At 36.0% G+C, this 23,304-nt stretch carries 19 protein-coding genes; 5 read left to right on the top strand and 14 right to left on the bottom strand.

Features of this window, described 5'->3' with window-relative positions:
- Positions 1–5: 5 nt before the first annotated feature.
- A complete protein-coding gene (locus tag ACXAGS_RS06150; protein WP_474905462.1) occupies positions 6–536 on the bottom strand; it encodes a DsrE family protein in 531 nt (176 codons plus the stop codon).
- Positions 537–667: 131 nt separating this feature from the next.
- On the opposite strand from ACXAGS_RS06150, the gene ACXAGS_RS06145 reads away from it, so the two are divergent.
- Positions 668–2,992, top strand: coding sequence for an ATP-dependent helicase (locus ACXAGS_RS06145; RefSeq protein ID WP_474905460.1), 2,325 nt, complete (start codon positions 668–670; stop codon positions 2,990–2,992).
- Positions 2,993–2,995: 3 nt separating this feature from the next.
- Here ACXAGS_RS06145 and ACXAGS_RS06140 read toward each other — a convergent pair whose 3' ends face one another.
- Positions 2,996–4,822: a sensor histidine kinase gene (locus ACXAGS_RS06140; protein ID WP_474905459.1), complete on the bottom strand. Its 1,827-nt coding sequence runs from the start codon at positions 4,820–4,822 to the stop codon at positions 2,996–2,998.
- Positions 4,823–4,897: 75 nt separating this feature from the next.
- Between ACXAGS_RS06140 and ACXAGS_RS06135 the strand changes: the two genes are divergently transcribed.
- Positions 4,898–5,518, top strand: coding sequence for an L-threonylcarbamoyladenylate synthase (locus ACXAGS_RS06135; protein ID WP_474905457.1), 621 nt, complete (start codon positions 4,898–4,900; stop codon positions 5,516–5,518).
- Between the two features lie 57 nt (positions 5,519–5,575).
- On the opposite strand, the gene ACXAGS_RS06130 is transcribed toward ACXAGS_RS06135, so the two are convergent.
- The 3 genes from ACXAGS_RS06130 to ACXAGS_RS06120 all read right to left on the bottom strand — a co-directional run bounded on the left by ACXAGS_RS06130 (position 5,576) and on the right by ACXAGS_RS06120 (position 7,984).
- Positions 5,576–6,448: an OmpA/MotB family protein gene (locus ACXAGS_RS06130; protein ID WP_010516645.1), complete on the bottom strand. Its 873-nt coding sequence runs from the start codon at positions 6,446–6,448 to the stop codon at positions 5,576–5,578.
- A gap of 75 nt (positions 6,449–6,523) precedes the next feature.
- Positions 6,524–7,525: a glycosyltransferase family 2 protein gene (locus ACXAGS_RS06125; RefSeq protein ID WP_474905455.1), complete on the bottom strand. Its 1,002-nt coding sequence runs from the start codon at positions 7,523–7,525 to the stop codon at positions 6,524–6,526.
- 12 nt (positions 7,526–7,537) lie between these two features.
- On the bottom strand, positions 7,538–7,984 hold the full coding sequence (locus ACXAGS_RS06120; RefSeq protein ID WP_474905453.1) for a type I restriction enzyme HsdR N-terminal domain-containing protein: 447 nt from the start codon (positions 7,982–7,984) through the stop codon (positions 7,538–7,540).
- A gap of 26 nt (positions 7,985–8,010) precedes the next feature.
- On the opposite strand from ACXAGS_RS06120, the gene holA reads away from it, so the two are divergent.
- Positions 8,011–9,012 (top strand): DNA polymerase III subunit delta, encoded by a 1,002-nt coding sequence (holA, locus tag ACXAGS_RS06115; protein WP_474905452.1) that lies wholly within the window; start codon positions 8,011–8,013, stop codon positions 9,010–9,012.
- A 4-nt stretch (positions 9,013–9,016) separates the two neighbouring features.
- Here the strand turns inward: holA and ACXAGS_RS06110 are convergent, their stop codons facing one another.
- The 5 genes from ACXAGS_RS06110 to uvrA form a co-directional block, all read right to left on the bottom strand.
- Entirely contained in the window at positions 9,017–9,394 is a 378-nt protein-coding gene (locus ACXAGS_RS06110; protein WP_474905451.1) for a DoxX family protein, read from the bottom strand.
- 95 nt (positions 9,395–9,489) lie between these two features.
- Complete coding sequence (locus ACXAGS_RS06105; RefSeq protein WP_474905449.1) at positions 9,490–11,901, bottom strand: alpha-ketoacid dehydrogenase subunit alpha/beta; 2,412 nt, start codon at positions 11,899–11,901, stop codon at positions 9,490–9,492.
- Between the two features lie 157 nt (positions 11,902–12,058).
- Entirely contained in the window at positions 12,059–14,911 is a 2,853-nt protein-coding gene (locus ACXAGS_RS06100) for a gluzincin family metallopeptidase (protein WP_474905448.1), read from the bottom strand.
- Between the two features lie 8 nt (positions 14,912–14,919).
- Positions 14,920–15,606 (bottom strand): LOG family protein, encoded by a 687-nt coding sequence (locus tag ACXAGS_RS06095; protein ID WP_474905446.1) that lies wholly within the window; start codon positions 15,604–15,606, stop codon positions 14,920–14,922.
- Positions 15,607–15,609: 3 nt separating this feature from the next.
- Positions 15,610–18,471 (bottom strand): excinuclease ABC subunit UvrA, encoded by a 2,862-nt coding sequence (gene uvrA, locus ACXAGS_RS06090; RefSeq protein ID WP_474905444.1) that lies wholly within the window; start codon positions 18,469–18,471, stop codon positions 15,610–15,612.
- 114 nt (positions 18,472–18,585) lie between these two features.
- Between uvrA and ACXAGS_RS06085 the strand changes: the two genes are divergently transcribed.
- Positions 18,586–19,110, top strand: coding sequence for a hypothetical protein (locus ACXAGS_RS06085; protein WP_474905442.1), 525 nt, complete (start codon positions 18,586–18,588; stop codon positions 19,108–19,110).
- A gap of 12 nt (positions 19,111–19,122) precedes the next feature.
- On the opposite strand, the gene ACXAGS_RS06080 is transcribed toward ACXAGS_RS06085, so the two are convergent.
- Together ACXAGS_RS06080 and ACXAGS_RS06075 are read right to left on the bottom strand one after the other, a co-directional pair.
- On the bottom strand, positions 19,123–19,902 hold the full coding sequence (locus ACXAGS_RS06080) for a TIGR03915 family putative DNA repair protein (protein WP_474905440.1): 780 nt from the start codon (positions 19,900–19,902) through the stop codon (positions 19,123–19,125).
- 18 nt (positions 19,903–19,920) lie between these two features.
- Positions 19,921–21,183 (bottom strand): putative DNA modification/repair radical SAM protein, encoded by a 1,263-nt coding sequence (locus ACXAGS_RS06075; RefSeq protein WP_474905439.1) that lies wholly within the window; start codon positions 21,181–21,183, stop codon positions 19,921–19,923.
- Positions 21,184–21,280: 97 nt separating this feature from the next.
- Between ACXAGS_RS06075 and ACXAGS_RS06070 the strand changes: the two genes are divergently transcribed.
- Entirely contained in the window at positions 21,281–22,042 is a 762-nt protein-coding gene (locus tag ACXAGS_RS06070; protein ID WP_474905437.1) for an XRE family transcriptional regulator, read from the top strand.
- Here ACXAGS_RS06070 and ACXAGS_RS06065 read toward each other — a convergent pair.
- Complete coding sequence (locus ACXAGS_RS06065; RefSeq protein ID WP_474905436.1) at positions 22,039–22,563, bottom strand: DUF3124 domain-containing protein; 525 nt, start codon at positions 22,561–22,563, stop codon at positions 22,039–22,041. The two genes, ACXAGS_RS06070 and ACXAGS_RS06065, sit on opposite strands and share 4 nt — an antisense overlap.
- Before the next feature lie 25 nt (positions 22,564–22,588).
- On the bottom strand, positions 22,589–23,287 hold the full coding sequence (locus ACXAGS_RS06060; RefSeq protein WP_474905435.1) for a hypothetical protein: 699 nt from the start codon (positions 23,285–23,287) through the stop codon (positions 22,589–22,591).
- Between the last annotated feature and the right edge of the window lie 17 nt (positions 23,288–23,304).

Below are 23,304 nucleotides of genomic sequence, written 5' to 3'. Positions count from 1 at the left end.
GATACTTAAAATTTAACAAGTCTATAGCCTTGGTCTTGTAATTGTATTAAAGCAGTCATTGCAGATAATGATAATTGCACACCATCAATTAGCTGCTCTTTGGGTATATTTCTAGAATAGGAAGATTGGCCACAAAATATAATTTGAACTTCATTATCCATTAAAGCATCTAGTAAATCCTTATTTGGATTTTCAACTCCAAATTTTTTCTCATAAAATGGGTTGTCCATTATATCTTTAGAGGCTGCATTATGTACAACTAAAGCTACTTTTAAATTTTCTTTTGGTACACCTGCTTGGGCATGCATATTTAAAAAACGAGCTGCTGTTTCTACGCTTCTATTTAAAGCAGATGGGTCTTCCGGGCTACCCATTATATCAAAAACAACTTTTAATTCTTGCGTTTTGTATACTTTATAATCGGCGTTTTCAACAGCCCAAACCGCACCATAATTTTTAATTATGGGGCCTGATGATTTTTCTTGGGCGTAGGTAATTATACCAAATAAACCCATCACAAAAAATAATATATTCATTTTCATGTGTTCTAAGGTATTCAAAAAATAATAAACGCAACTGTGGCTGTTTAAAAGTAATGCAACCAACATTTTAGTAACCGCCTAAGAATGGCTAATTTCACGTTTGGTTTAAAATTGCTAAAAAAGACATGTCTTATATAGATGAATTGAACGATGCCCAAAGGGGTCCTGTTTTACATAAAGAAGGTCCGTTAATGGTCATTGCAGGTGCGGGTTCTGGTAAAACAAGGGTGTTAACGTATAGGATTGCCCATTTAATGGAACAAGGTGTAGATTCTTTTAACATTTTAGCCCTGACCTTTACAAATAAAGCTGCACGAGAAATGAAACATCGTATTGCTGCAATTGTAGGTAATTCAGAAGCTAAAAACCTTTGGATGGGAACGTTCCACTCTGTGTTTGCCAAGCTTTTACGTTATGATGGTGATAAATTGGGTTTCCCCAGCAATTTTACCATCTATGACACCCAAGATTCACAACGTCTTATTGCCTCCATTATTAAAGAAATGGGGTTAGATAAGGATATTTATAAGTATAAACAGGTACAGAACAGGATTTCTTCGTTTAAAAATAGCCTTATCACAGTTAAAGCCTATTTTAATAATCCAGAATTAATAGAGGCAGATGCCATGGCAAAACGGCCACGTCTTGGCGAGATTTATAAAAATTATGTAGATCGATGTTTTAAGGCGGGGGCTATGGATTTTGATGATTTGTTGTTGCGCACCAATGAATTGTTAAATCGGTTTCCAGAGGTTTTAATGAAGTATCAAGACCGTTTTAAATATATATTGGTAGATGAGTACCAAGATACCAACCATTCACAATATTTAATTGTAAAAGCATTGGCCGATCGTTACCACAATATTTGTGTGGTAGGAGACGATGCACAGAGTATCTATTCTTTTAGGGGTGCTAATATTAGCAATATCCTAAACTTCCAAAGAGATTATTCAGATGCTAAGGTATACCGCTTAGAGCAGAACTATCGTTCTACCAAGAACATTGTTAACGCTGCTAATTCGGTTATTGAAAAGAATAAAAATCAGCTAGAAAAAGTTGTTTGGACCTCCAATGATGAGGGTAACAAAATTATAGTACATAGGAGTCCTACAGATGCGGAGGAAGGTAGGTATGTTGCGGGTTCTATTTTTGAGCATAAGATGCAGCAGCAACTACCAAATGGGGAATTTGCCGTTTTATACCGTACCAATTCCCAATCTAGGGCCATAGAAGATGCATTGCGTAAACGAGATATTCCTTATCGTATATATGGTGGCCTATCCTTTTACCAGCGAAAGGAAATAAAGGATGTTTTAGCGTATTTACGATTAATCATCAATCCAAAAGATGAAGAAGCCTTAAAAAGGGTTATCAACTTTCCGGCTAGGGGTATTGGTTCTACCACGGTAGATAAATTAACCGTAGCAGCCAACCATTACGGTAGGTCTATTTTTGAGGTGATGGAGAATTTGGACCGAATTAACCTAAAAATTAATTCTGGTACCCAGCGCAAATTGGGCGATTTTGTGACCATGATTAAAAGCTTCCAAATTATGAACGAAGCTGCGGACGCCTTTGCCTTGGCAGAGCATGTTGCCAAGAAGACAGGCTTGCTCTTAGAGTTTAAAAAAGACGGCACTCCAGAAGGTATTGCCCGTATGGAAAATATAGAAGAACTATTAAATGGGGTTAAAGATTTTGTTGAAGGCCAAAAAGAAGTTGCCGATGCCACGGGTAGTTTAACGGAATTCTTGGAAGACGTAGCCTTGGCCACAGATATGGATAAGGATACCGAAGATGATGATCGTGTGGCACTTATGACCATACACTTGGCAAAGGGGTTGGAGTTTCCGTATGTATATATTGTAGGTATGGAAGAAGATTTGTTTCCGTCTGCCATGAGTATGAACACGAGAAGCGAACTAGAGGAGGAGCGACGCTTGTTTTATGTGGCTTTGACAAGGGCAGAAAAGCAAGCTTATTTAACGTACACCCAAAATAGGTATAGATGGGGTAAGTTAATAGACGCAGAACCCAGCCGTTTTATAGAAGAAATAGATGAGCAATACATAGAAAGTCTAGTTCCTATAAATGATGGGTACCGCTATAAGTCTATGCTAAAAGATAATATCTGGGGAGATGTAGATAAAAGTAAGTTAAGACAAGTAAAACCTAAAACTGGAATACCACCTAGTGCCCCAAAACCAAATGAAAATCAATTAAGGCGTTTACGTAAACTTAAACCTAATTTAAGTGAAACCGCTGCAAATACCAATAGCGTTCCAGATAACTTAGTACAGGGTGCCCTTGTAAACCATACTAGATTTGGTAGGGGTAAGGTTTTGAATATTGAAGGGGTAGGTAATGATAAAAAAGCAGAGATACGTTTTGATAGTGGCAACATAAAGAAACTGTTGCTTCGTTTTGCTAAATTGGAAGTACTAGAATAACATTTAGTTTAAGATACTGGTTCTAGATAATTGGGTAGGTATAGTAAACGTAAAACTACTGCCAACCCCAACTTCAGAATCTATTTTAATTTTACCACCATTTCGTTTAATAAAATCTAAACAAAGACCAAATCCAAGGCCATTACCTTCTTCATTGTTTGTTCCTTTAGTACTCATTTCTTGCTTGTTGGCGCTCAATAGCTCTTTTATTTGAGTTTTGGTCATACCTACGCCAGTGTCTTTTATGGTAATGGATAGCTCATGTTCTTTTTCTGTAGCGGCAACGGTGATACTTTCTCCTTCAGGGGTAAATTTAAGTGCGTTGCTCAGTAAGTTTCTAACAACAAAATCTACCATGTCTTTATCCGCATAGGCTTTTAAAATAGCTTTTTGGTTTATGCTTAAAGAAATGTTCTTACGGATGGCTATTTCACTAATTAATTCAACATTTTTTTCCAATACTTTATTAATATCAAAAGAACGCTTGTTTAAATTTTTATCGTTCATTTGGTTTTTTGCCCAGTTTAGTAGGTTATCTAACAATAACTGAAGGTTCTGGGCGGTATCTTGTAAATGACTACCAAATACTTGTCTTTCTTCCTCTGTTAGTTTTTTGTTGGCGTTCAAAACTTGCGTCATGGACACAATGTTACTTGTGTAACCCTTAAGATCATGAGAAATAATAGAGAAAAATTTATCTTTTATTTGAGAGGCATCTTTAAGTTCTACCTCAGATTCTTTTAATTTACCATTTAAACGTTCTAACTCAGCGTTTTTTATGTTTAAGGCGTTTACTTGCTCCTTGATGGTTTCGGTAAGTTTGGTGTAGCTGGTTTTAAGTTGCAGTATTTCTTGAGTACTGCCTTTGGTTTGTATAGCGGTTTCGGTTTTAAACTTACTTGCAATTACAAGGTCCATATCTGCAATTAGCAACTTAATGGGTTTGGTAATGTAATTTGAGAATATAAAGGCAAAGGCAACTAGGAATACAATAGTTATCAATAAAAAAAGTATGATAAAATTTCGGATGCCCTTGGATAAAAGGGTTAGGTCTTCTTTTAACACCCCATGTAAACTCTTAACATCTTGATCTAATTGATTGGATATTTCATGGATATTGTGTACTAAACCAGCATTTTCATTACCAATTGCAGATTCAATTTTAACTATGTCGTTAAATATTTCTTTATATCGATTCAGGACAATTATAGCTTTATGGTTTTCATCAAAATCAGCGGCCATTCTTTCTATTAGACTGTCTGCATTTTGGTTTAATAGGTTGGCATAGTGCAAATCTCCCCGTAAAAAGAAATCCTTTTCCCTTCTTCTCAACATTAGGTTTTCACTAAGGCTTATGCTGGGTACATTTTCCAATTGATGAATTTGGCTGCGCATGTTACCTTCCAATCCATAGTTCTTGAAACCTCGCTTTCTTTTTAAGCGTATTAACTCATGTACATTGCTATTTAGCAAGGATAATTTATGCGCTATGCTTTCTCTTCGTAGTTCAACTACTTGGCTGGTTAATTGTTGATTTTCTTTTAAGTTATTTAAGGCATTAAATGCCTTAGTATAATATTGTTGGTACTTTTTTATATTGTTAGTGCTGTTTTCTAAATAAAAAGCATCTAACTTAGAATCTGATTCTAGTATTTGGTTATATACATTAAGTGCTTTGAGTCTATTTAGGTTAAAAACATCTACTTGTTCTTTAATGTTCTGTGCTAGTCTAATTTTTTCTGATGAACTAAAATAGAATAATATTACTGGCGTAGTTAGTAAACAAAGCGCAGCAAATGCAAGTAGAATGCGGCCTTTAATTGTATGCATTTTTAGGGTGTATTGGGAATAATATAACGCTTTCGTGTAGGAATAATTGTATAAAATGTAGTAATTGTATTACAAATGGCAGAATTTATTAAATTGTATGATGATAATCCTGATTTAAGGAAAATTTCTAGGATTGTGGCCGTATTAAGAAAAGGCGGATTGATAATTTACCCAACAGACACGGTATATGGATTGGGCTGCGACATTACCAATTCCAAGGCTTTAGAGAAAATAGCTCGTATTAAGGGTATAAAATTGGCAAAGGCCAATTGGTCTTTTATTTGTCCAGATTTAAGTAATCTATCTGATTACGTTAAGCAGATAGATACAAGTACGTTTAAAATTTTAAAAAGGGCTTTGCCAGGACCCTATACATTTATACTTCCTGGAAGCAATAATTTGCCAAAAGACTTTAAGAAAAAGAAAACAGTAGGTATTAGGGTACCCGATAATAATATTGCCAAGACAATTGTAACAGAGTTGGGCAACCCAATTGTATCAACCTCTATACGAGATGATGATGATATTTTAGAGTACACCACGGACCCAGAATTAATTTTAGAAAAGTGGGACAATCTTGTAGATATTGTAATAGATGGGGGCTACGGAGACAACATTGCTTCTACTATTATAGATTTATCTGAAGGCGAACCTGTTGTGATTAGGGAAGGTAAAGGTGATTTGAATATTTTATAAAAAAAAGCGGCTCATATAAATGAACCGCTTGTTAATTTATAAGGTGTTTACCTTAAATTATTTTCCGCTTCCGCCGATTGCAGGATCTTTCATCCCTTCTTCAATCATGCTATAGAATTGGTCTAATTTTGGAAGTACAACAATTCTTGTTCTTCTGTTTTTACCTCTGTTGGCAGAAGAATCATTGCTTACCAACGGTACGTAGTAGCTACGTCCGGCAGCAGTCATTCTTGCTGGATCTACACCAAAATCGTTCTGTAAAATTCTTACTACAGAAGTTGCTCTTTTAGCACTTAAGTCCCAGTTGTCTAACAACACACCTTTACGGTAAGGTACGTTGTCAGTGTGGCCTTCTACCAAAAATTCAAAATCTGGCTTGTTGTTAACCACTTTAGCTACTTTACCAAGTACTTGCTTAGCTTCTGCGGTTACGTTGTAACTACCGCTTCTAAATAATAATTTATCAGAGATGGAAACAAAAACCACACCTTTTTCTACAGATACCTCAATATCTTCATCGTCAAGGTTACCAAGTACGCCTTTAAGGCTTTGTACTAAAGATAAGTTTACAGAATCTCTTCTAGTAACAGCATCTTGTAACTTACGTATGGTTAAATCTTTCTCTCTTAAACTTTCTAAAGATTTTTCTAGGTTTTCTGCACCTTTGGCAGTTAACGTAGTTAAATCTCCCATGTTGTTTATCAGCTCTTGATTGTTGGCCTTTAAAAAAGCATTCTGCTCTTCTAAGGCGTTCATCTTAGATGTAGCGGTTGCTTTTTCATCCAAACAATCATTAAGTTTTACCGTTGCAGAGTTTAGTAAATCTTGTGTTTCTTTATGCTTTGCTTCTAAATCTGCGTATTTCTTTTGAGAAACACAAGACCCTAATAAAAGGGCAATTCCTAAAGTACCTAGTACTATTTTTTTCATAATTATTTTAAATTTAAATTTTCGCTAGTCAATCCAAAATTATGCAAATTGACAGGTATTAACATTTAGCCTTAGTTAATCTTTTACTAAAATGTTAAAATGCTTTATTTGATTTACGAAGTAAGACCAAACTATGGATTTCACGAAATGATATTTTAATAAAAAATTAGCTTTTTCCCGCTTTTTATACATTTTTGGGAAGTTGGCATAAAAGCTAAAATGGGCACGTAAAATAGCCCAAGCATGCAAGCCTCTAAGTTGAAGTAAAAAACGTGCTGCCGCTATACCATCCAATATTAATCGTATAAAAACAATACCAAATGCCTTTCTAGTAGGTAAATTTTTTGTGATGGAGTATAATGAATTTCTAAAGTTTAAAAAGGTTTTGTGTGGGTTGCTATTTTTAAGGGTAAACCCTCCTAGATGAAATACATGGCTAGCTCCAATGTAATAAACTTTATGGCCTAAATTTTTAGCACGCCAACATAAATCTATTTCCTCTTGGTGCGCAAAATAGTCTTCATCAAATCCTTCTAGGGCATCAAAAACCTCTTTTTTAATGAACATGCAGGCACCAGTTGCCCAGAATATTTCAAGGGTATCATCATATTGTCCTTGATCCTTTTCTATGGTCTGAAAAATTCTACCTCTACAAAATGGATAACCAAAGGCATCTATAAAACCACCACCTGCACCGGCATATTCAAAATATTCTGGTTGTTTTAAATCTAAAATTTTAGGCTGCGCAATTGCAATCTCCGGGTTGTTCAAAAAGGTTTCTTTAATAGGGGGCAACCAACCTTCACTTACGGCCACATCAGAATTGAGCAAACAGTACAGGTCCGCATCAACATGCTTTAGGCCTTGGTTGTAACCACCGGCAAAACCAAAATTTTCCTTGTTAACAATACAGTTAACCGTGGGGAAATCATTTTCTATTAGGGCAACGGAGTTATCTGTAGAAGCGTTATCTATAACATAGATGCTAGCCTCGTTAGAATAGTTGATAACATTGGGTAGATACTCCTTTAATAGAGCTGCTCCATTCCAGTTTAATATGACTATTGCAATATTCAAAACGGGTGCAAATTAACGGCTAAATTCAGGAATATCCTTTAGAAAAGTATAATTTTCCGTTTCTTGGTTCATTAAACAGTAATAGTGCAGCAATCCGTTTGTAACCATTAGGTAATCAGCATCTGCATTTAAATTATAAATAGCAATTTGGTTAAAGGTATTTTGGTTAATAGTCACCTTTGGTGCCTTACATTCTACCAACAGGGCTATTGTACCGTCTGGCTTAAACACAACTACATCATATCTTTTTTTTAAACCGTTGATAATTAGTTGTTTTTCTACGTTTATTAAGGATGCTGGGTATTTTTTTATTTCTATTAAATGATGTACAACATGTTGTCTAACCCATTCTTCTGGTTGCAGTACCACAAATTTTTTTCGGATAATGTCAAAAATATGGAGTCTATTTTCGGTATTTTTAAACCGAAACTGAAATGAATCGAAATTTAAAACTTGCATAGCGCAAAAGTCCAGTTTTTTTTTAAATGGAAGAAGTAAAAAAGATTGTCTCTGATATTAAAAATAGAAATATAAAACCAATCTATTTTTTTATGGGAGAGGAGCCTTATTATATAGATAAATTAACAGATTATATAGCCAACAATGTACTTACGGAAGACGAAAGAGGTTTTAATCAGATGACTTTATATGGCAAGGATACAACTATAGATCAAATTGTAGAAAATGCCAAGCGTTTTCCCATGATGGCAGAATATCAGGTTGTTTTGGTCAAAGAAGCCCAACACTTGTCTAGGACAATAGATCAACTGGAAGCTTACGCAAACAATCCGCAGCCATCTACCGTATTGGTTTTTAATTATAAGTACAAAAAATTAGACAAACGGAAAAAGGTATTTAAAACCATTGCCAAAAATGGTGTATTGCTAGAAAGTAAAAAGCTATATGAAAATCAAGTAGCAGATTGGATACGAAAAGTGTTGGCTGGTAAAGGTTACAAAATTACACCAAAAGCATCTGCATTATTGGTAGAGTTTTTGGGCACCGATTTAAGTAAAATCAATAACGAGCTAGAAAAATTGTTCTTGGTATTGTCTAAAGACATTGAAATATCTGCAGACCATATAGAAACCCATATTGGTATAAGTAAAGACTACAACAATTTTGAATTAAAAAAAGCAGTAGGGGAGCGTGATTTTAAAAAGGCGGCACGCATAGTAGCTTATTTTGGGCAAAACCCAAAAGACAATCCTTTTCTATTAACCGTATCCTTGTTAAATTCCTTCTTTGCCCAATTACTAGAATATCATGGTTTAAAAGACCACTCGCAAAAAGCGGTAGCAAGTGCCTTAAGAATAAGTCCATTTTTTGTGAAAGAATACCAAACTGCAGCAAAAAATTACCCTATGAAAAAAATTAGTTCCATCATTTCAGGCCTACGAGAACTAGATTTAAAGGGAAAAGGTTTAGGCGCAAGTAACTTGTCTCAAGCAGATTTGCTTAAGGAGCTATTAAATACCATTTTTTAGAAAATTATTTCTTGTCAATACCAAATTTACCAGGGCCAACCAATGCTATAACTATAAAGACTACAGCATATAAAAGGGGTAATTCTTTTTTGCCAAAAGGGTCTGCACCATGTACTATAAAAACAGCAACCAACATGGTAATGATCACGGGTATAGTGGCAAATCTTGTTTTAAATCCAAGAATGATAAAGATTGGAGCAATAAATTCTCCTACAACCGCTAGAAATAATGATGGTGCTTCCCCAATACCTATTGGGTTGGCAAATGCAAAATCACCAGAAAGCATTTTCTGTAATTTTGGAAGCCCGTGAGACATTATCATTAGGGAGGGAACAATTCTTAGTAAAGCTAAACCTAAATCTTTGGTAAAAGCGTTTTTCATTAGTACAGGGGGTTTTAATTGGACTTTACCAAATTTAATAACAAATGGTTTATTTTAAAAACAAAACCCATATAATGCCAGTAACCAAAATTGTTTTATCGCAACTTTGGAAACTTTTTAGGGGTAGCTTCATGCATAATTGCATATACCTTTTCAACAATATCTTCTAAACTAGGTTTGGAAAAATAATCGCCGTCCGTAGCATACGCAGGTCTATGAGCTTTAGCGGTTAAGGTTTGTGGTGCACTATCTAAATATTGATAACCACCTTGCTTTTCTAAAATTTCTTGCATTAAATAAGCAGAGCAGCCTCCTGGTACATCTTCATCTATTATTAAGAGTCTATTGGTTTTTTCAAGACTTTTTACACAATCGTGTTCAAGGTCAAATGGCAATAAAGATTGGGCATCTATAAGCTCTACGTCTATACCCAAAGCCATTAGTTCTTTAGCTGCTTGCTCAACAATTCTTAAAGTAGAACCGTAAGATAGTATGGTAATATCTTTACCCTCTTTAATGGTTTCTACTACACCAATTGGTGTACGGTAGTTACCTATATTATTCGGCTTCTTTTCTTTTAAGCGATAGCCGTTTAAGCTTTCTATGACCAATGCAGGCTCATTACAAGCCAAAAGTGTGTTATAAAATCCAGCGGCCTGGGTCATGTTTCTAGGTACTAGAATATTCATACCTCTTAATAAATGTACCAAGCCTCCCATTTGGGAACCAGAATGCCATATACCTTCTAAACGGTGCCCTCTGGTACGGATAATAAGCGGCGCAACCTGTTTACCTACGGTTCGATAGCTTAAAGTGGCCAAATCATCACTTAATGTTTGTAATCCGTAAAGAATGTAGTCTAAATACTGTATTTCGGCTATGGGCCTTAAGCCTCTTAATGCCATTCCAATGCCCTGACCAACTATGGTGGTTTCTCTAATACCGGTATCTGCTATTCTAAGTTCTCCATATTTTTCTTGAAGACCTTCTAATCCTTGGTTAACATCACCAATATTACCAACATCTTCTCCAAACACTAAAGTATTGGGATATTTTTCAAAAAGCTTATCAAAATTATCCCTCACAATGATCCTACCATCTACCATTTCTGCTTCAGCATCGTACTGGGGTAAAATAGGTTTTATATCTGTTGCTTTTTGGTTATAGGCATTATAAAGGTGTGAACTATATTCTTCTTGCTTATCTGCCAAATACTTGTTTAGCCAATCAATAAAGTTCTGCTTAGAAGGTGTGTCCTCCCCAATAACATAACGTAATGCGGTTCTTGCAATACTTGCAATGTTCTTTTTTATAGGCTCTTCTATCGCAATTAAATCATTTTTTAATTTTTGAATAAAAACCTTATTGCTGCTTTCTGCGGCTAATTTATCTAAATGTTGTACCAATTCTTTTTTGGTGGCAATTATTGGGGCCAAAAACTCTGACCATGCCTCCTTTTTAGCGCTTCTAACAGCTTGCTTGCAAGACTTTTCTAATTCCTTAAGTTCAGTTTCGTCTGCAATATTATTGGCCAATATCCATTCTTTAAAACGCTTGTTACAATCGTTTTCTTTTTCCCATTCTAGGCGTTCCGCACTTTTATAGCGTTCATGAGAGCCAGAAGTGGAGTGTCCTTGCGGTTGTGTTAATTCGGTTACGTGTATTAAAATGGGAACATGTTCTTCTCTGGCAATGTCACTTGCATTTTCATAAGTATGTATCAAGGCGGTATAATCCCAACCACGAACTTTTAATATTTCGTAGCCGTCATTTTCATCGTCCCTCTGGAAACCTTTTAAAACTTCTGAAATATCGCTTTTTGTAGTATGATATTTTGCAGGTACGGAAATCCCATAATCATCGTCCCAAACACTGATTACCATTGGTACCTGTAATACCCCTGCTGCATTAAGCGTTTCAAAAAAGTGACCTTCACTGGTACTTGCATTACCTATGGTACCCCACGCAACCTCGTTTCCGTTGTTAGAAAAGTTGGTTTGGTCAATACCGTTAACGTTTCGGAATATTTTAGATGCTTGCGCTAATCCTAATAATCTTGGCATTTGGCCAGCAGTACAGGAAATATCTGCACTACTATTGGGTTGTTCTGTTAGGTTTTTCCAAGTACCATCTTCTTGTATACTATGTGTTACAAAGTGGCCGCCCATTTGCCTACCTGCGCTCATGGGTTCTTTTTCAATATCTGTAGTAGCGTACAGCCCATGGAAAAAGGCTTTTGGTGTAAGCTCTCCTAGAGCCATCATAAAGGTTTGGTCCCTGTAATAACCACTTCTAAAATCACCATCTTGAAAAGCTCTTGCCATAGCCAATTGTGGTAACTCTTTACCATCACCAAATATTCCAAACTTAGCCTTTCCCGTTAATACTTCCCTTCTTCCCAATAAGCTACACTCCCTACTGGTTACCGCTACGCGGTAGTCATTTAGGATTTGACTTTTAAAATCATCAAAAGAAATTTCGCTACTGGTTTTTGGGTCTGTATTCATGTAATTGGTACTTTTTTGCGAAAGTAATAAATTTTGACATGAAAAGCTAGCGGAATGAACGCTAATAAAATGATAAAATTATAATTTTATTGTTTTAAAATTCAGTATTTAATAATTTGTCCTTGATTTAAAAGGGTTTTATTGCGAATAATTAAATTTAAAACCATTTTCTGGTAAATAGCCCAATCAAGGTTTTTGGGCTTACAGTAACTATAAATCGAATGGATTTTTCGTACTCTGGCTGTGCAATTTCCCAACCTTTATTGCTATAGACCGGTAGATACAATTCAAAATAGTCTGTTACTAAATTTAGACGTACACCCGAGTCGTAAGCAAACCAAGCAGATTGGCCCCGATCAGCAATAAAACCTACATCGCCATACAGTTCTATCCATCTCCAAACATTTATACTTCCGTTTAAAGTTGCAATCCAATCACTACCAAATTGATCTTCGTATTGTGTTTTAAAACCACCTTCTGCAATAATTATTTGTTGACTGGTTAAGCCAGAAGACTCGGATCGACCAAGGTAGTTTAGATCAAACATGTAATCCGTTGGGCGGTCTAGCGCAAAGCTGAAAAAATCTGAGTTGGTTTTGTTTCTAATAAACTTACCTGCAAAAAAGCGAAGGTTTAATTGTCGGTTACTTTCGAACAAGCGCCTGTATTCTAACTCAATAGAAACTTTTGTAAACTGTGCAGCATGCTGAAAGTCAATAGTTCCAGAGCGATAATTAATTAAATTGTTATTGTAGTTTAAATACCGGGCGTTAAAAACACTATAGTCTGGGTTATTTTCTAAATCTAGGTCTATATCATCATTCCGCAAAACGTTCTCACCTATATTCCTAAATACGTTTCTATGTCTTAGGGTTAAAATCTGCCTTTTATTGGAACGTAGATCATCTGGGCGCCATGCAAAACTCATAAATGGCGTTAAGGTGCTAAATCTAGAGTTTTCTTGAAAATGTGAAGTGCCACCAGATATACCATAATTGGACACATATAAACCAGATTTACCATGATATTTTCTATACCTAAGGCTTGCCCTGCCCACCATTGTTTTTTCCGCAAAAGAATAGGTGGGGGAAATATCATAAGTAAAAGGCCGCTCTAGAAAAGGTTTGTTATAAAGTCTTAAACCTGGGGTTAGCCCATCGTAAATATTAAAATTGGCAATAGGTACGTAAAAAACTTGATTGTAATAGGGGTTCTCTGTATCCTTAAAAAAGGTAAACTTTAATTTTTTATTGCTGCTAAAAAATCCGTTTAAGGTTTTCCAATTGTCCCTTTGATTAAATTCTGGAATTTTCTGATCATAATTCAATACCAATTTCTCTGCATCGGCTCTAGGCAAAGTAATGATTCTACTGGTATCTATATCTTTAAACCAATACTTAGCAACTACCGAATCATTTTTTAATCCAAATAGACTAATAGGAACATTTGTTCCTGTCTTATTTTTAAGGGTAAAGGTTACGGAATCTTCAGTTTTTTTAAGGTTTTTTATTTTAAAGTCTATCTTGGCCCTGGTCTTAACGTACTCATTAAAAAACCACGATACATCGTCATCAGAGCAAGCAGTCAAAACTGCTTCAAAATCACTTACGTTAGTTCTGCTAGCTAACTTGTGAACATTATAGAAATCTATGATTGTACTGTCTACTCGTTCTTTGCCAATATAATTGGCTAAATACGCCAAACCAGATCCAGCTTTGTACCGATTAGCTATTTTTTGATTGAATTTTATCAGCGAATCATTAGGAGTAGTAAGGCTCTGATCAATATTACTTCTAGAGGGTAACATTTGTAGTAACGTATACTGCTCATTAAAATCCATTTTTGCTAAATGAAACCCCTTAACACCCCAAATATTAGCTAGTTTTCCAATTAACTTTTGATCTGGATAAAACTCCTCTACAAATTTTATGGTCAAATAGTTGGCTATTGCATCGTTTACCCATCTTTCTTTTCTGGGGTCCATAAACAAGGTTTCCTCTAAAAAGCTGTTTAAGCTAGTTTTTAGGTAGGCCATTTCAAATTGAAACTGCTCATCATAAGGTCTTATAAAAGACGGTAGTTGATTTAGCCCATAAAGTGGATTTTTCTTGTACTCATAAGAGCTAACCAAAAGGTTGCCATGTGGATATTGCCCTAGATTATCCGTAATATATTTATTAATACGGTTAATGGATATACCCTGGGCAATTTCATCGTACCTGACTGCATCTAAATCTGTGGTAACTTGAAGATAAGGTGTAATATGAGTGGTAAAAGCCTTCGTTTTATCTAAAATAACTACGGCATTTTTTCGCTTTATGGCAGAGAGGGCCACATTTTGTCCTTGCGGAAATGAGCTAACGTTTTGGTACCTGAAATTACTGGCAAAATATAGATTGGGAGGAAAAGTTAAGTCTATTCTAGTGTCCATAACCTCCGTGTATAAATCTTCTAAGCCTTTGTTAGGATATAAGTGCCATTCACCATCATAAACAGCCGGTGTTAAATACCAATCTTTTAAATAATAACCACCATCATTTCTATGTCCATAACCAGTAAACTTTGCTTCGGGTAAGCGAAGCAGATATCTAAAATTTAGTTCAACGGTTTGGTTAGGGGGTAGCGGCTCTTTTAATTCAATTTTTAATATATCTGCGTGTATGGTTCTATCCCAAGAAACGTTGGTGTTTGCACTATCCTTTATATAGGTTATTTTGGTAAATCCCCTTTCGTGAGGTTTGGCCAAGTGCAACCTACGGTCAAAGTCTTCGCCAAACCGCTTAGAGAGTGCCGTGGTATTACTACTATAGGCATTATTCCAATCGTTGAAATATAAGGTGTTCAACGTATCCTTAGAGTTGTTGAAATACCTAAAATTCTGCCTAATAGTTATAACTTTGGTAGAGTCTTTTAATATTGCACTAACGTTATTGGTGTGCTGGGCGGTAACCGCCATAGCAACCAAACTAAAAACTATAAGTGTAAACTGTCTTACCAAACGTATAACCAAAGTTAGAACTAAAAATTAGGGCTAAGGGTATTGCCTTTATAAAAGGCGTCTATGATTTCTACCACTTCATCCGCAGTGTCTACTACCTTGAGCAAATCTAAATCTTGCGGACTTATATTTTTAACCGTTAACATAGTATTCTTTATCCAGTCTACCAAACCAGACCAGAATTCGGTACCAACCAATATTATAGGGAATTTATGGATTTTGTTGGTCTGGATTAGGGTCATCGCCTCAAAAAGTTCATCTAAGGTTCCAAAACCACCGGGCATAACCACAAAGCCTTGAGAATATTTCACAAACATTACCTTTCTAACAAAAAAATAGTCAAAATCCAAACTTTTATCTGAATCAATATAAGGATTGTCGTGCTGTTCAAAAGGCAAATCTATGTTTAAGCCAACAGAAGTACCGCCTGCTAAGTTAGCACCTTTGTTGCCTGCTTCCATAATACCGGGACCACCTCCGGTTATAACGCCATAACCAGCTTCTGCAATTTTTTTTGCGGTATCTACCGCTAATTCGTAAAAGGGAGCCCCTGGTTTGGTCCTAGCACTTCCAAAAATGGATACACAAGGCCCTATTTGACTCATTTTTTCAAATCCGTTTACGAATTCGCCCATTATCTTAAAAAGAGCCCATGAGTCATTCGTTTTAATCTCGTTCCAACCTTTGTGGTGTTTTTCTGTACGCATATCTTAACTTGCTTTTGCAATTTTCTTTTTTGCTAATTCTAGTTCTTTTTTTAAGAATTTAGCCGTATAACTTTTGGTGTTTTTTACAACTTGTTCCGGAGTACCATTGGCAACTACTTCGCCACCGCCCTTGCCACCTTCATATCCAATGTCTATGATGTAATCTACCATTTTTATTACATCTAGATTATGTTCTATAACCAATACCGTATTGCCTTTGTCTACCAGTTTATTTAGAACTTCCATCAATACTCGGATGTCCTCAAAATGTAAACCTGTAGTGGGCTCGTCCAATATATAGAAAGTATTTCCAGTATCTCTTTTAGATAGTTCAGTGGCCAATTTAACACGCTGGGCTTCACCACCAGAAAGTGTAGTAGATTGCTGTCCTAAACTAATATAACCTAAACCTACATCCTTTAACGTCTTTAATTTCCGGTAAATTTTAGGAATATGCTCAAAGAAATCTACAGCTTCATTAATTGTCATTTCTAACACATCTGCTATTGATTTCCCCTTGTATCTAATTTCTAAAGTTTCTCTGTTGAAACGTTTACCGTTACAAGTTTCGCATTCCACATAGACATCTGGTAAAAAGTTCATCTCTATAACTTTTAGTCCGCCACCCATGCAGGTTTCACAACGTCCACCAGCAACGTTAAAGCTAAACCTTCCAGGTTTATACCCACGTATGGTAGCCTCCGTAGTTTTAGCGAATAATGAACGTATTTCGCTAAAAACGCCGGTATATGTAGCCGGGTTAGACCTTGGTGTACGGCCTATGGGCGATTGGTTTATATCAATGACCTTATCTATATGTTCCAAACCTTTTATGGATTTGTATGGCATTGGTTTTTTAACGCCGTTAAAGTAATGCGCGTTCATAATAGGGTAGAGGGTCTCATTAATGAGAGTGGATTTTCCACTTCCGGAAACACCGGTTACGCCAATCATTTTGCCCAAAGGGAACTTAACCGTTACATTTTTAAGGTTATTGCCGGTACAACCAGCAAGTGTTATGTTTTTACCCGTGCCTTTACGTCTTTTTTCTGGAACTGGAATTTCCATTTTCCCCGTAATGTATTGGGCAGTTAGGGTTTGGTGTAGTTTTAATTCTTTTGGTGGGCCTTCAGAGATAATAGTACCGCCATGTTTGCCCGCTTTGGGCCCAATATCAATTACATGGTCTGCTGCTTCTATCATATCTTTATCGTGTTCTACCACAATAACAGAGTTTCCTATATCTCTTAAAGAAACCAAAGAATTAATTAAGCGCTCATTGTCCCGTTGATGCAACCCAATACTAGGTTCGTCCAAAATGTAAAGCACCCCAACCAATTGAGAACCAATTTGGGTTGCTAAACGAATTCGCTGTGCTTCGCCACCAGAAAGTGTTTTAGAACCTCTGTTTAGCGAAAGGTAATCTAGGCCAACATCAAGTAAAAATTGAATACGGGTTCTTATTTCTTTTACTATCTCTTCGGCAATTTTTTTCTGATTACCGCTTAAGGATTGTTCAAATGTGGTAAAAAAGTTGGCCAATTCAGCAATATCCATATGTGCCAATTGCGCAATATTTTTTTCGCCGACCTTAAAGTATAAAGATTCTTTGCGTAAACGTGCTCCTTCACAAGTAGGGCAAGGTATCTTATCCATATATTCCTTGGCCCAACGCTTTATAGACGTACTATTTGCTTCGTTGTATTGGGTTTTTATAAAATTGGAAATACCCTCGTAATCAATTTTATAGTCTCGCTTAACGCCTAGTGTTTTAGAATTTACCGAAAAACGTTCTTTTCCACCGTTTAAAATTACGTCCATTGCTTCTTGTGGAATATCCGTAATTGGTGTGTCTAAATCAAAATTATAGCGCTGAGCAATTGTTTCTAATTGCTTAAACGCCCATGATTTTTTATAATTTCCTAATGGAGCAAAACCTCCATTTTTGATGGAAAGTTTGTTATTTGGAATAATTTTTTTCTCATTTACCTCAAAAACGTGCCCTAAGCCATTACATTCTGGGCACATTCCTTTTGGAGAATTAAAAGAAAATGTATTGGGCTCAGGTGTGGGGTAACTAATGCCAGAAGACGGGCACATTAAATCCCTACTAAAATATCTTGGTTCATCAGTGCCTTCTTCCAAAACCATTAACACATTATTGCCGCTATACATAGCGGTGTTTATGGTTTCCATTAATCGTTTATCAAAATCCTCGCCTTGCCCAACCTTTAAACGATCAATAACAATTTCTATGTCGTGTGTCTTGTACCGGTCTACTTTCATACCCTTTACAATATCCTTAACCTCTCCGTCTACCCGTACCTTTACAAACCCCTGTTTGCCAATTTGTTCAAAAAGTTCACGATAATGTCCTTTTCTAGATTTAATGATTGGGGCCAAAACATTGATTTTCTTGTTGGCATAGCTTTCTGTTATCAATGTTTTAATTTGTTCATCGCTGTAGCTAACCATTTTTTCTCCAGTAACATAGCTATACGCATCACCGGCTCTAGCAAACAACAAACGTAAAAAATCATAAATTTCGGTTATGGTACCTACTGTTGATCTTGGAGATTTGGATGTTGTTTTCTGTTCAATAGCAATAACAGGAGACAAGCCATCAATTTTATCTACATCTGGCCGCTCTAAACCACCTAAAAATTGTCTGGCATAGGCAGAAAAGGTTTCTATATAACGTCTTTGGCCTTCTGCGTAAATAGTATCAAAAGCTAATGAAGATTTACCACTGCCACTCAGACCGGTTATAACAACCAATTTGTCTCTAGGAATGGTAACATCAATATCTTTTAAATTGTGAACGCGGGCTCCGCGAACTTCAATATTTTCTTCGTAGTTAATCATAGCACAAGATGCTAAAGTAAGCAATTGAAGTTTAAATTGGAAGTTGGTATATGTTGCTTATTTGTTAATTGATGTCTTATTTTTAGGCTAATAATTGAAATATATTTTAGAACGATGAAAATATTAGGAATTGGATCTAGGATAGACCATCCAGAATACGGTAAGGGAGTGGTTACCAATGTAACTTCTAAACATTATTGGGTAACTTTTTTAGAAAAAGGTCTTGAAACTATTGACTTAGATAGTGAATTTGAAACCATTGAAGCCGTTGAAGACGAAGTTGATACAGTTAGTTTTTTTGAAGTGGAGCGCTCTCTGGTTAAAATATTGGAGAAATGGAGTGATACCCATGAGAAAGTAGCTTTAGCAGATAAATGGAAGGGCGGTAAATTAATTTTGGAACCAAACGGGGCAACTTCTAATAAAGAGATGCCCATAGACACCTTTTTTCATAAAATAGTAATGGTAAGGGATAGGTTGCGTGTAATGGAACAAAAAATAAACAGCAGTAAAAATCTAGATGATCAAGAAAAGATAGATTTGCAGCAATACATTACTCGCGTATATGGATCCTTAACAAGTTTCAATGTTTTGTTTAAAGCTAAAAGCGATGGCTTTGTTGGTGAAAAAAGCAAATAATAAGAAAGGATGCTAAACGGCATCCTTTTTTTCACTTAAATATTTCCAGTAGCGTTTAGGTACATGTTGTTGATGTAACTTTTTGTTGATTCTAGATTTTATATTGGTACTGTTGAAGTAATTGGTCCAAAGGTTTTGATACTCGTACTCGTTTTCTTCAAACACCTCACTTTTACGGGTTCTATTAAAATGAACTTCATTTAACGCTAACTCAACCATTTCTACCTTATGCAAATCATAGTAAATACCATATTTTCTTTTGGTGTCATAAATTAACCATTCTTGATCTGCATATCTATTTTTAAAGTGCTTGGATATTAAGGGCAATACGTTAAAATCTGGCTCTATATTGGCAAAATAAATTTGGTCTTTGGTCAGTTGAAACCGCACAAAAGCTTCCATTCTATGCTTTTCCCTACCCACTTTTTTAGCTAACTGGCTTATGTGTAGTGAGGTAGTGTCTCCATAATCTAAACCTTTAAAGTTCTGCTGTGCCATCATTGTTTTGATAAAGGAATAAAGCATAAATTCAATTCCTTCATTTTCACTTAAAAAGGCAAAATAAATGGAGGTTAGCGCATTGTAATTCTTTTTTTTTAGTCCATTCCAAACACGTTCCGCTTTGGAATTATCGGTAAAAACAGTCTCTGTATTAGAAAACAATCCGTTTTGGGCTTGATATTCTTTTTGTATATCAGCTATATGAAGTTTATCTTCAAAAGCCGTAAACACTGCAGTTAAAAAGCCGTTGAAACTTCCATCGTAAACTAAGGTGGTTGCAAAAGAATTCATGATTTTAGAATTAGCTGTTTAATTAAATAGCGAAAGTTGGGTGCTGAAATTGCTACGAAACTTCCCCGTTGAATTTTGGAGTATTAAACCTTTAATTCGTTCTGCGGGTAAGTCCTTTCTAACTTGGTCTTTGGCCGTGCAACGAATAAAATATTGGGCTCTGTTAAGGGCAACACCAAGTTTTTTAAGGTGCTCCCAATTTAAATTTCTGTATTTTCTGGCTTGTAAGATTTTATGGGCGGATTTTACCCCCAACCCTGGAATACGTAACAACATATGTTTCTCCGCTAAATTAATATCTACCGGGAACAGATGCAGGTTTCTTAAGGCCCAAGATAATTTTGGGTCTATGTCTGGGTCTAAATTAGGGTGGTTTTTATCCAGAATTTCGGTAACAGAAAAACCGTAAAACCGCAATAACCAATCGGTCTGGTACAAACGGTTTTCCCTTAACATGGGCACCTGACTTGTAACACTGGGCAAACGTTTGTCTTGGATTACAGGTACATAGCCAGAATAGTAAACCCGCTTCATGTGAAATTGCTTGTAATAATAAGTAGCAGAATACATGATGTCTTTATCTGTTTCTCCCGTGGCGCCAACAATCATTTGGGTGCTTTGCCCTGCAGGGGCGTATTTTGGGGTGCTTTTTATTATTTTTCTTTCATTATTAAAACGGATAAGTTCGTTCTTAACCTTAAGCATGGGTTTGGTAAAATCTTCGTGCTTTTTCTCTGGGGCCAATAATTTAAGGCCAGAGATAGTGGGTACTTCAATATTAACCGATAAACGGTCAGCATACAGACCAGCCTCATACATTAATTCATCACTACAACCGGGAATGGATTTTAAATGAATGTAGCCATTGAATTTTTCTTCTAACCGTAATTTTTTAGCTACTTGAACCAATCGTTCCATAGTGTAGTCCGGACTTTTGAATATTCCAGAGCTTAAAAAAAGACCTTCTATATAATTTCTGCGATAAAAATTAATAGTAAGGTCTACCACTTCTTGTATTTTAAAGGCAGCACGTTTTACATCGTTGCTTTTTCGCGTAACACAGTAAGCACAGTCATAAATACAATGATTGGTTAAGAGTATTTTTAAAAGTGAAACACATCGGCCATCCTCGGTATAACTATGGCAAATGCCCGTTCCTGTACTATTTCCAAGTCCCTTATTGGCATTTTTTCTATTGCTGCCGCTGCTGGCACATGAAACATCATATTTTGCAGCATCGGCAAGGATGTTTAGTTTCTCCTTAATACGTTCAAAATTCACAGCTTTAGGTTTTTATCCAAAATTATGGAAAAATTCCAAATAATGGAAAATATCCAAATTTATTTTTGGAAATATTCCTAATCTAGTATATTTGGATATGGAAAATGAACTTACCTTAAAACGCTTTGTAGAATTAAGGCGCGATTTAGGCTACACCCAAGCAGAATTTGCAGCTATGATAGGTGTTAAAAATACTACCGCGGATATTGAGAGAGGGCGTACCAAACTATCTGGAAAAGTAGTAGCAGAACTTTTACGCCAGTTTAAAATAAATCCGCTTTGGTTATATGGGGATAGTGAAAGCAAGTATTTGGATACCAATAAGGTAAGCGTAATACCAAAAGTGGTAACGGTAGATAATTCTGAACAGGATAACATGGTATTGGTTAATGTCAAAGCCGCTGCAGGTTATCCTCAAAATATTCAAGATACGAGCTGGTACCAACAACTACCTGCTTTTGATTTACCAATTCCGGAATTTAGAAATGCTACCTATAGAGGGTTTCAAGTTGAAGGAGATAGTATGTTGCCCAATTTAAGACCTGGAGAATGGGTATTGGCGAAGGCCATAGAACACATAGATTATGTAAGTGCCAATAAAATGTATGTGGTAGTCTTGCATGATTCGGTAATGGTAAAGAAAATAGAAAAAAGGCCAAATTCTAATAACATCACCTTAATATCCTTAAATGAAGCTTATCCGCCTTATGAAATAAAACCTTTTCAAATACAAGAAATTTGGGAGGTTAGCAGTAAACTTACTTTTAATGTAGATGCTACATCAGACCGTGGGTTATTACGCCAACTGCAAGAGTCTATGGAGGAATTGAAACGACAAGTAGGACGGGGAACTACTTAATTAATAGGCTGGCCATAGGTTACAAAAGAAAGTCCTTGTTGGCCTTGGGTAGAAATCATGACCGCTTCAAACAAAGGTGAAACGGTATTTTGTTTTGTAGTCCATTCAAAAATAAAATTGGCACCGGTACCTCCTTCTTTATCTTTTTCATTGATTACAATGTGTACGGTTTCCATTGGCTCTAGGGCAAAAGGATTGGATACATACTCGTGTAATGCTTTTCCCTTAGTGTCATAAAATGTTGCCTTTTTAATATATACGGGATTTTTAGCGTCTCTATTTCTTAAGCTTATAGTAGAAGTTAAATTATGCGTAGTATGTTCTGAGTAGCTGTAGACCTCTGAATAGACCGATAAATAAGTCTTTCCATTTATTTTAAGGCTATCTGCTGGTAATTGAGCTACAGGTTCATCTGATAGGTCTGTCCGTTTTGGCTCTTCTTCTCTAACTGGTATATCGCAATTGATAAGACTTATCAAAAGCAATAAAATAAACCCTAATTTAAACACATGCTTCATCATACTACAAATATGGCGAAAATAAGGTTTAGTTGTGCCCAGCAACGTTTCCCATATTTAGATTAAATGGCCCTAACTTGTGAACCTTAGGTAAAAAGGCCCCACTTTCGGTAACAAGCCAATCGTCCCAGGTGGCTTCTAGGCCGCCTATGGGGATGATGCTTACCCACATCTTGAAACTGTTGGGAAATCCATTTTCATCTAAAATCCATAAATAACTGTCACCTGGTGTAGAACCGCCTTCCATATAGGTAACCATAAGACCTTTGGTACCATCTTCTAAATCTACCAATGTGCGCTTTGTACCTTTATCTAAAACTTTGTAAGGAGCTACCAACCAAAAGGAATCGTTATTAAAATTGACTATACCTTTTGTTATAAGTTCTTGTTTTTCTTTCTTTTGAAGATTTTTGGGAGCAAGGACTTTTGATTTTTCAGGAAAACTTAGGTTTAGCAAAAGTTTGGTGTTCCCCATTTGCATTTGTACAAACCCCATTTCTTTATCCCATTTATACAGGTTTTTTCCATTTTGGAAACTCCATTCTAAATGGCGCGTGTTTTTATATGCAGTGTAGTTAAGCCTCCTTAACATTTCCTGCGCCAAAACATCAGCCTCTTTGGTGGGATTAACCGTTGGCCGTTTCTCATGCAATATTAAGCCTGCAATGCCTAAAACGAGGAGTATCGCTATAAGTAAAACACCGGTCCATTTTAAAAATTTACGCATCTTCTTTCTTGCTAAAA

Source organism: Croceivirga sp. ABH4_376, from assembly GCF_056160685.1.
This window is presented reverse-complemented; position numbering and strand designations above follow the sequence as displayed.

Coding starts and splice junctions, on each gene's coding strand:
- ACXAGS_RS06150 (WP_474905462.1), bottom strand. CDS start 536: ATGAATATATTATTTTTTGTGATGGGTTTATTTGGTATAATTACCTAC.
- ACXAGS_RS06145 (WP_474905460.1), top strand. CDS start 668: ATGTCTTATATAGATGAATTGAACGATGCCCAAAGGGGTCCTGTTTTA.
- ACXAGS_RS06140 (WP_474905459.1), bottom strand. CDS start 4,822: ATGCATACAATTAAAGGCCGCATTCTACTTGCATTTGCTGCGCTTTGT.
- ACXAGS_RS06135 (WP_474905457.1), top strand. CDS start 4,898: ATGGCAGAATTTATTAAATTGTATGATGATAATCCTGATTTAAGGAAA.
- ACXAGS_RS06130 (WP_010516645.1), bottom strand. CDS start 6,448: ATGAAAAAAATAGTACTAGGTACTTTAGGAATTGCCCTTTTATTAGGG.
- ACXAGS_RS06120 (WP_474905453.1), bottom strand. CDS start 7,984: ATGCAAGTTTTAAATTTCGATTCATTTCAGTTTCGGTTTAAAAATACC.
- holA (WP_474905452.1), top strand. CDS start 8,011: ATGGAAGAAGTAAAAAAGATTGTCTCTGATATTAAAAATAGAAATATA.
- ACXAGS_RS06110 (WP_474905451.1), bottom strand. CDS start 9,394: ATGAAAAACGCTTTTACCAAAGATTTAGGTTTAGCTTTACTAAGAATT.
- ACXAGS_RS06105 (WP_474905449.1), bottom strand. CDS start 11,901: ATGAATACAGACCCAAAAACCAGTAGCGAAATTTCTTTTGATGATTTT.
- ACXAGS_RS06095 (WP_474905446.1), bottom strand. CDS start 15,606: ATGCGTACAGAAAAACACCACAAAGGTTGGAACGAGATTAAAACGAAT.
- uvrA (WP_474905444.1), bottom strand. CDS start 18,471: ATGATTAACTACGAAGAAAATATTGAAGTTCGCGGAGCCCGCGTTCAC.
- ACXAGS_RS06085 (WP_474905442.1), top strand. CDS start 18,586: ATGAAAATATTAGGAATTGGATCTAGGATAGACCATCCAGAATACGGT.
- ACXAGS_RS06080 (WP_474905440.1), bottom strand. CDS start 19,902: ATGAATTCTTTTGCAACCACCTTAGTTTACGATGGAAGTTTCAACGGC.
- ACXAGS_RS06070 (WP_474905437.1), top strand. CDS start 21,281: ATGGAAAATGAACTTACCTTAAAACGCTTTGTAGAATTAAGGCGCGAT.
- ACXAGS_RS06065 (WP_474905436.1), bottom strand. CDS start 22,563: ATGATGAAGCATGTGTTTAAATTAGGGTTTATTTTATTGCTTTTGATA.
- ACXAGS_RS06060 (WP_474905435.1), bottom strand. CDS start 23,287: ATGCGTAAATTTTTAAAATGGACCGGTGTTTTACTTATAGCGATACTC.